This is a genomic window from Avibacterium endocarditidis, assembly GCF_002921145.1.
GTDB classification, from domain to species: domain Bacteria; phylum Pseudomonadota; class Gammaproteobacteria; order Enterobacterales; family Pasteurellaceae; genus Avibacterium; species Avibacterium endocarditidis.
In genome coordinates, this window is the sequence record NZ_PQVI01000095.1 from 23674 (window position 1) to 31961 (window position 8288).

8 protein-coding genes and 1 pseudogene are annotated in these 8288 nt (G+C 39.7%); 7 read left to right on the forward strand and 2 right to left on the reverse strand.

The window, feature by feature from the left end:
* Positions 1–9: 9 nt before the first annotated feature.
* A complete protein-coding gene (locus C3Z13_RS07800; protein ID WP_146256886.1) occupies positions 10–303 on the reverse strand; it encodes a hypothetical protein in 294 nt (97 codons plus the stop codon).
* Positions 304–628: 325 nt separating this feature from the next.
* Here C3Z13_RS07800 and metF point away from each other — a divergent pair, with 325 nt between their 5' ends.
* The 6 genes and pseudogenes from metF to C3Z13_RS07830 all read left to right on the forward strand — a co-directional run bounded on the left by metF (position 629) and on the right by C3Z13_RS07830 (position 6750).
* On the forward strand, positions 629–1510 hold the full coding sequence (gene metF, locus C3Z13_RS07805; protein ID WP_103855547.1) for a methylenetetrahydrofolate reductase: 882 nt from the start codon (positions 629–631) through the stop codon (positions 1508–1510).
* Positions 1511–1659: 149 nt separating this feature from the next.
* Complete coding sequence (locus C3Z13_RS07810; RefSeq protein WP_181022036.1) at positions 1660–3036, forward strand: YdgA family protein; 1377 nt, start codon at positions 1660–1662, stop codon at positions 3034–3036.
* Between the two features lie 179 nt (positions 3037–3215).
* Positions 3216–3866, forward strand: a complete 651-nt coding sequence (gene pxpB, locus C3Z13_RS07815) for a 5-oxoprolinase subunit PxpB (protein WP_103855549.1) — start codon at positions 3216–3218, stop codon at positions 3864–3866.
* Positions 3863–4795, forward strand: coding sequence for a 5-oxoprolinase subunit C family protein (locus C3Z13_RS07820; RefSeq protein WP_103855550.1), 933 nt, complete (start codon positions 3863–3865; stop codon positions 4793–4795). The genes pxpB and C3Z13_RS07820 overlap by 4 nt, the downstream gene beginning before the upstream one ends.
* A complete protein-coding gene (gene pxpA / locus C3Z13_RS07825) occupies positions 4782–5522 on the forward strand; it encodes a 5-oxoprolinase subunit PxpA (protein WP_103855551.1) in 741 nt (246 codons plus the stop codon). Before C3Z13_RS07820 ends, pxpA begins: the two co-directional genes overlap by 14 nt.
* A 42-nt stretch (positions 5523–5564) precedes the next feature.
* A pseudogene (locus C3Z13_RS07830) lies at positions 5565–6750 on the forward strand (NRAMP family divalent metal transporter).
* A 97-nt stretch (positions 6751–6847) separates the two neighbouring features.
* Here the strand turns inward: C3Z13_RS07830 and C3Z13_RS07835 are convergent.
* A complete protein-coding gene (locus C3Z13_RS07835) occupies positions 6848–7591 on the reverse strand; it encodes a YdcF family protein (protein WP_103855554.1) in 744 nt (247 codons plus the stop codon).
* 150 nt (positions 7592–7741) lie between these two features.
* Between C3Z13_RS07835 and C3Z13_RS07840 the strand changes: the two genes are divergently transcribed.
* A partial coding sequence (locus tag C3Z13_RS07840) for a polysaccharide pyruvyl transferase family protein (protein ID WP_181022037.1) occupies positions 7742–8288 on the forward strand: 547 nt, incomplete at its 3' end.

An 8288-nucleotide genomic window follows, 5' to 3' on the forward strand; every position in this document is an offset into this window, starting at 1 on the left:
GCTCTATTACTAAAGATTGTGATTTGTTAGCGAGATCGCGAAATTGGGTATCAATATTTGATTGGAAATAATCCCCAATAACAGAAAATTTACTGGTGATATTATTTTATCAATAGTAACTTTAAAATTTTTATTTAATTCTTTTACAAAACTTGGGATAAGGGCAGAATCTGCAAGCACCGCAAAAGGAAGTGCAGTGAGTTTTGTTTGAATAATTTCGCTAGATGTATTGGATTCATCATTAGAAAGTTTGAGAATGAGCTCGCGACTGAAGAAATTTTTCTTTTGCTCAACCACGTCCAACTGAAATTTATTTTGCAGGGAATAAGGGAATTTTTGCAGAATTTGATCAATTTTATGATTGGTGTAAATTTGTGCGCCTAAAGCTAATGTGGCAGCAATCAAGGATAGTGAACCAACAATTTTTACTTTTTATTCATAGACTTTCCTAACTTTAGGGATTGATTTTTCAGAAGTATAGCGGATTTATAAGCGAGCGATAAGAGCTTTGCTATGAATTTGTTTCATAAAATAATGAAATTTTTTGAAATTGACACAGCTCCCTTTTATCTTTAATGTTATAGCCGTACAGCAGTCTAAACGGATAAAAATACAGAGGAAGAAGCCTATGAGCTATGCAAAAGAAATTGATACATTAAACAACCACTTATCAGGCATTAACGGCAACATCAACGTGTCTTTTGAGTTTTTCCCACCAAAAAATGAAAATATGGAAAAAATTCTGTGGGATTCCATTCATCGTTTAAAAGTGCTAAAACCGAAATTCGTTTCCGTCACCTATGGGGCAAATTCAGGGGAGCGTGATCGCACCCACAGCGTGGTGAAACATATTAAGCAAGAAACAGGCTTGGAAGCAGCTCCACACTTAACAGGAATTGACGCCACGCCAGAAGAACTGAAAAAAATTGCCCAAGATTATTGGGATAGCGGTATTCGCCGCATTGTGGCATTGCGCGGTGATGAGCCTGCTGGATATGACAAAAAACCTTTCTATGCGTCAGATTTAGTGGAATTATTACGTTCTGTGGCTGATTTTGATATTTCCGTGGCGGCATACCCTGAAGTACACCCCGAAGCAAAATCTGCTCAAGCGGATTTAATCAATTTAAAACGTAAAATTGATGCCGGTGCAAATCATGTTATTACTCAATTTTTCTTTGATATTGACAGCTATTTACGCTTCCGAGATCGTTGCGCTTCTATCGGTATTGATGCCGAGATTGTGCCGGGGATCTTGCCTGTTACTAATTTCAAACAGTTGCAAAAAATGGCTGAGATTACCAATGTGAAAATTCCAGCGTGGATGGCAAAAATGTATGAAGGATTGGAGAATGACCAAACCACTAGAAACCTTGTTGCGGCGAGCATCGCAATGGATATGGTGCGCGTGCTTTCTCGTGAAGGGGTGAAGGATTTCCATTTCTATACGCTCAACCGCAGCGAACTCACTTACGCCATTTGCCACACACTTGGCGTGCGTCCAGAATAATTCATTAAACAAAAATGGGGGAGAGCCCCATTTTTTGCTTTCGATATAAAATTTTCTAAAAAAGCACCGCACTTTATTTTCCTACTATCTTTTGCGATTTACGGCTAATTATGCTATTTTTCTGCAAATTTTATTTAAAAGGAAACGTAATGAAAAAATCAGCTTTATCAATCGGATTAATTGCCATTCTGGGCGGCGCTTGGTGCGGTGGTGCGTGGTACACAGGAAAAATCGCCGAACAAAAATATATCGACTACATTCAATTAAGCAATCAGCATTTACAACAATCTTTCGCTGATACTGGCTATTCCGTACAAATTAAAGATGCGATTTTAGATCGTGGTTTTTTTAGTTCTGATGTACGTTATCAGCTTGAAATAAAAGGCGAAGAATTAAACGGAACGATTCCTTTTGTGGGGAAAATTCACCACGGACCTATCACTTTAAATGACTTTTCTTTTGCGCTATTTTCTGCGGATACAGAAGTAGAAAAAACGCAAGATACCCAAGCCTATTTCGCTGCCAATGGCAAAAATCCATTAAGAACCGTAACAACAATGAGCTATGGGCAAGAGATTAAAGGGAAAGTTTATTCCGATGTAGCTCATAAAACAGATGATCAAATTGAAATGGCTTGGAATTTAGACGGAAAATTTGACGTTGATCAGCAGGGCTATGGAAAATCTGAAATTGATGTAAGTAAGTTTTCTTTAATTATTAATGATAAGGATCGTTTACTTATAGAAAATTTAAAAGGTAAAGGATACATTTTACCAACGCAATGGAAAAATATTTATCAAGGTGATACAGATGTTTCAATTGAAAAAATATCCTTGCACAAAGCTGAAAATAATCTCGATCTTGTGTTAGATAACATTGATATTGAAAATAAAATCAATGAGAAAAATGGCTTTATTGATACGAACTTTGATTATACTGTCAAAAATATCTTAGTTGATAATAAAGTGCTTACGGGATTAAAATTCAAAGGTGCAGTAAATCATATTTTAGGCGATGCGGTAAATCGCTTAAATGAACTTGATGAAAGTGATTTCAATAATGATAAGGTTCTTAGCCAAATACAAAAAGAAATTTTAGCCAACCAACCTGTGCTAGATATTGATAAACTTGAGCTTTTCAATGATAAAGGCAAAGCTTTTGATGCTGAAGTAAAAATTGCTTTAAGCCAAGCGTTTCAGAGTGCATTAGAAAATGAAAAAGTTTTCGATGCCTTCGATAGCTTTAAAATCAGTGCGGAATCAGAGAAAAAAGCGTTAGTTCAATTCGTTAAAAATATATTTGCAATAAACCCAAGAACGCAACAGGTATCAGAGCAAGAAGTTGAAAATATAGTTGAGCAATATCTCACAGAAATGGGAAGCAATAATTTCCTTATGTTAAAAGATGATAAAGCTAACTTTAAAATCTTGTTGGATAAAGATAAGCAAAAATTAATTTTTAACAATCAAGAAATGTCAGAAAATGATATGAAAATGGCAATTATGCTATTGATGATGGCTTACTAATATCATTTTAATTAACTTTCAAGCCACTTAACGAATAATTAAGTGGCTTTATTTTCGGCAAAAATAACTTATCAAATTTGAATAAATTCTATTTTAAGAAAAATTCTTAATTTTTCCCTTGACAGTATGTTGAAATAACGTTAGAAAAATAACATCTCATTAACAAACGAGGGTTATGTATGCTAACTTTTTCCTTAACCAGTGAACGCTCTCTTCTTTGTTCTTTACCGCCGCCTGCAGAGCTACCAAAGCAACAACGTATTTGGCTTGTTGCAGAGCAAATGCGTCAGCAGCCCAATGTGCAAGAAGTGGTGGTGGGAATGAATAATTTCACCCTGTTTTATCATTTTGACACAAATCCCACCGCACTTGAGCAACAAGTCTTACATTATTGGCAACAAAGCGAACAGCAAACAGAAACACGCCAAAGCCGATTAATTGAAATCCCTGTGCATTATGGCGGTGAATTTGGCGAAGATTTATTTGATGTAGCGAAATTTCATCACACCACGCCCGAAGAAATTATCCGCCGCCACACCGCCCCCACTTACACCGTTTTTATGATGGGCTTTCAACCGGGTTTTCCTTATTTAGGCGGTTTACCTGAAAATTTACACACACCAAGACGAGAACAGCCCAGAACCAAAGTTCCCGCAGGTTCAGTGGGCATTGGTGGCAGCCAAACTGGCGTTTATCCATTCACCTCCCCAGGGGGCTGGCAATTACTTGGCAGAACGGAAATGCCATTATTTGATATTCGCCAAGAGCCGCCGGTGTTGTTAATGGCTGGCGATAACGTAAAATTTGTGGCGGAGAGTATAACCCTATGATTTATATTGAAAATATGTATGGCTTCGCCCATATCCAAGATTTAGGACGTTTTGGCTTTCGCAATTTTGGCATTGGACACGCAGGGGCAATGGACGCCTTAGCATTACAGGCGGGTAACCTTTTATTGGCAAACGAGCCTGATACCCCAGCCATTGAAGCGACGCTAGGCGGTTTTAGCCTAACTTTCGATTGTGATACGCCTTTTTGTTTCACCGGTGGATTATGTGAAGCCTACCTTGATGACCAACCAATTTATGCTTATTGGCGATACACGGCAAAAGCACGCCAACGTTTAACGGTTAAACGGATCACAATGGGAAATTACCTTTATCTTTGTGTAGCAGGCGGTTTTAATGTACCGAAAGTGCTAGGTTCTTGCAGCACCGATCTCAAAGCAGGATTTGGTGGTTATCAAGGGCGATTATTGCGTGCTGGAGATAACATAGCCACAGGCAAACGCGACACATTCCTTTCTACGATCAGCATTGAACCTATTGATTTTACCAATAAAATTCATCTCGTGCCGTCCTCCGAATTTGACCATTTCACCGCACAAAGTCAGCAAGTTTTCCAAAACCAGCCTTGGCGATTAGAAAAAAATAGCAGTCGAATGGGCTATCGTTTTAGCGGAGAACAAAAACTTAATCTCACTCAACCATTGGAAATGCTTTCTTACGCCGCACCAATGGGAACGGTGCAAGTGCCACCAGACGGAATGCCGATTATTTTAATGGCGGACACGCAAACTACGGGCGGTTATCCAAAAATAGCTTGTGTGATCGAAGCGGATCTCGGACGTTTAGCACAAAATGCGTTAGAAAGTGCGGTACATTTTTCTGTGATTTCTCATCATGAAGCACGTGAACGTTATCAACAAAACCAAGATTATTTAGCTCGCATAAGGAGAAAAGTAAATGAAACACGTTGATTTAAATGTGGATTTAGCAGAGGGCTGCGGTAATGATCAACGCTTATTGCAACTTGTCACTTCAGCAAATGTCGCTTGCGGTTTACACGCAGGGGCTTTCAACGAAATGCGAAAAGCCATTCGTTGGGCAAAAGAGAACCAAGTACAAGTGGGCGCACACCCAAGTTTTCCTGATCGCGAAAATTTTGGTCGCACCAATATGCAACTGCCTGATGAAGAATTGAAAGCCTGCCTGCTCTATCAACTCGGTGCAATCAAAGCCCTTTGCGAAGCGGAAGCTGTGCCACTGGCTTATGTGAAACCACACGGTGCGTTATATAACCAAGCGGCAAAAGATGAAGCACTTGCCACACTGATCGCACAAACCCTAAAAGCCTTTGATCCTAAACTGAAATTAATGGGCTTATCGGGCAGTTTAATGTTGCAAGTGGCGGAACAACAGGGCTTAGGGGTGATTTCAGAAGTCTTCGCTGATCGCCATTATCTTGCAGACGGCTCATTAGTGCCGCGTACCCGCCCTGATGCAATGGTAGAAAATGATGATGAAGCCATCAGCCAAGTACTGCAAATGGTGCTACAAGGCACTGTGCCAAGCGTTGATGGCGTAGAAGTGCCAATTAAAGCGGATAGCATTTGTTTACACGGTGATGGTGAACACGCGATTTCTTTTGCTGAAAAAATTCGTCAGGCTTTGATGGAACATAATATTCAACTGAAATCAAATTAAACATAACATCAATTAATAACAAAAAATATACAGGAGTATTTTATGATTAAAAACCGCAGTGCATTACTGGGGGCGGCGTTCTTAATGGCAACGTCAGCCATTGGCCCGGGCTTTTTAACGCAAACCGCTACGTTCACTCAAACTTTATTCGCCAGCTTTGGCTTTGTGATTTTACTTTCCATTTTGTTGGATATTGGTGCACAGCTAAATATTTGGCGAATTGTCGCCGTATCGGAAAAAAAAGGCACAAGACATTGCAAATGCGGTTTTACCCGGAGCGGGCTATTTTCTTGCCGTATTGATCGTTATGGGCGGGCTTGCTTTTAATATTGGTAATGTTGGCGGTGCGGGGTTAGGGCTAAATATCCTAACCGGCTTGCCAGCAGAAACGGGGGCGATTATCAGTGGTGCGATTGCTGTTGGTATTTTCTTGTTTAAAGAAGCAGGAAAAATAATGGATCGCTTTGCACAAGTGATGGGCTTTGTGATGATCGCACTGACCATTTATGTGGCAGTGAATGCGAATCCGCCCGTTGCTGATGCGGTGGTACATACTTTTGTGCCAGAAAAATTAGATGTGATTGCGATTGTGACCCTTGTTGGTGGAACCGTTGGGGGGTACATCACCTTTGCTGGGGCGCATCGTCTATTAGATGCCGGAATTACAGGAAAAGATTCGTTGAAAGAGGTGAGTAAAAGCTCTATTTCAGCCATTCTTATCGCCTCAATTATGCGTGTCGTGCTGTTCCTTGCCGTGCTTGGTGTGGTTTCTCAAGGGGTAAAACTTGATCCTGCCAACCCAGCAGCAACGCCATTTTCTCACGTTGCAGGAAATATCGGGTTGATTATTTTTGGAATTGTGATTTGGGCGGCATCAATTACTTCTGTGATCGGCGCGGCTTACACCTCTGTGTCTTTCTTAACTACCTTCTCCCCATTTATTGCTAAGCATAGAAATTGCTGGATTATTGTATTTATTGTGATTTCCACTGCCGTGCTTGCAACCATTGGAAAACCTGCACAAGTGCTTGTTTTTGTAGGAACATTAAATGGATTAATTCTTCCAATTTCACTGGGATTAATTTTACTTGCGGCACATCGTAGTAAAATTGTTGGGGACTACAAACACCCTGCTTGGATGACTGCGGCGGGGGCATTGGTGGTCATTTTAATGGCGGTGTTAAGCATTATGACTTTATCAAAATATATTGGTAATTTAATGGCTTAATCATTTTATTCATAGAAAAAGTGCGGTGATTTTTCACCGCACTTTTTTGTTGTGTATTTTTGTTTTCACTGTTTTCGCTTTTTCATTATTTTCGTTTTTAGAATTTCTCTTTCCAATAACCAATCCATTCTTTCAGCGCTTGCATATTAGCGGGCATTGCACTGGCTTGTGGGATAAAGTGCATTGGCGTTAAGCCATAACTTTCAGGCGTAACGCCATTGCCTACGCTTGCAGGAAGAACGCTAAATCCTTGTTTTTCAAATAAGAATTTTGCGCGTTGCATATGCCATTGGTTGGTGACCAAAATAATACGCTGGATATGCTCTTTTTCTAATAACGCCTTAGTAAATTGGGCATTTTCAATGGTGGTTTTCGCTTTTTCTTCTAGCCATTGAGTTGGCGTATGGAAAAACTCTTGCAGCTCTTTTGCCATTATTTTGGCTTCAGAATTGCCATTAGGCGTTCCACCAGTAATCAAAATCGGCAGCTGAGTTTCTCTATGTAAATAAGCCGCATAACGCAAACGTTCAAGGGGGATTGCAGGCACAGCAAGGCTACCAAATAATTCGTTACTATCACGCAAACCGCCACCTAGCACCACAATTGCCTGCGCCGTTTTATAATCGGCAAGGCTGAGCGGTGTTTGTTTTGCTAGGCTATCTTGCAATTTTTGTGCAGTGTAAGGAATGCTGAACACATACAAAATGACAACGCCTAAAAGACCGCAAGCAAAACTCAGTTTTTTATATTGTTTCTTCAAAAATAAAGAAAAAATCCATAAAATCAAGACATTAAATGGCGGAAGAATGATCGCTGCAATAAGTTTGGTGAGTAAATACATAAATAATTTTGAGCTAGACAACGTGCCGCTTAGCATAAAGGGCTTGTAATCTTTTGTAAAGATACTCAATCCTTTTGGAACTATGGGGCATTCTGTTTTAAAATAGCCCTTTTACGCTGATGAGCAGCTTTATAGGAAAGATGATTAACTATGAACGAAATTTTAGTTTCCCTTAAACAAGATTTAAAGCAAATCCTTGATGTGATCGTGGATAAAAATGATGTGCTGTATTTTGATTATCCGCTCCATTTAAACGTGGGGGATTTACTCATTTATGCGGGAACAGAAGCGTTTTTTCAGGATTATCAAATTAATATTCGATTAAGACGTTGCTTGCAAAGTTTCGATCTTGATGAAGTAAAAAAATATGTAAAACCAAACACCACCTTAATCTGCCACGGCGGCGGCAATTTCGGTGATCTCTACCCTGCCATTCAAGGAATGCGCGAAGCCTTGGTGCAAGCCTTTCCGAATAATCGCATCATTGTAATGCCACAAACTGCTTATTTTTCTAATCTCGAAGCGAAAGAAAAATCGGCAGCCATTTTTTCCGCCCATAAAGACTGCTATTTATTTGCGCGCGATCAGGCAACTTATCAATTAATGAAAGATCAGTTTTCCGATAAGGTTTTTCTATCGCCTGATATGGCCCACCAACTTTATGGTTCAGCATTATTAAAAACCAAAGATCCAAAAA

Excerpts from the sequence above, each read along its gene's own strand:
- C3Z13_RS07810 (WP_181022036.1), top strand. The coding sequence starts at position 1,660 with ATGAAAAAATCAGCTTTATCAATCGGATTAATTGCCATTCTGGGCGGC.
- C3Z13_RS07820 (WP_103855550.1), top strand. The coding sequence starts at position 3,863 with ATGATTTATATTGAAAATATGTATGGCTTCGCCCATATCCAAGATTTA.
- pxpB (WP_103855549.1), top strand. The coding sequence starts at position 3,216 with ATGCTAACTTTTTCCTTAACCAGTGAACGCTCTCTTCTTTGTTCTTTA.
- metF (WP_103855547.1), top strand. The coding sequence starts at position 629 with ATGAGCTATGCAAAAGAAATTGATACATTAAACAACCACTTATCAGGC.
- pxpA (WP_103855551.1), top strand. The coding sequence starts at position 4,782 with ATGAAACACGTTGATTTAAATGTGGATTTAGCAGAGGGCTGCGGTAAT.
- C3Z13_RS07835 (WP_103855554.1), bottom strand. The coding sequence starts at position 7,591 with ATGTATTTACTCACCAAACTTATTGCAGCGATCATTCTTCCGCCATTT.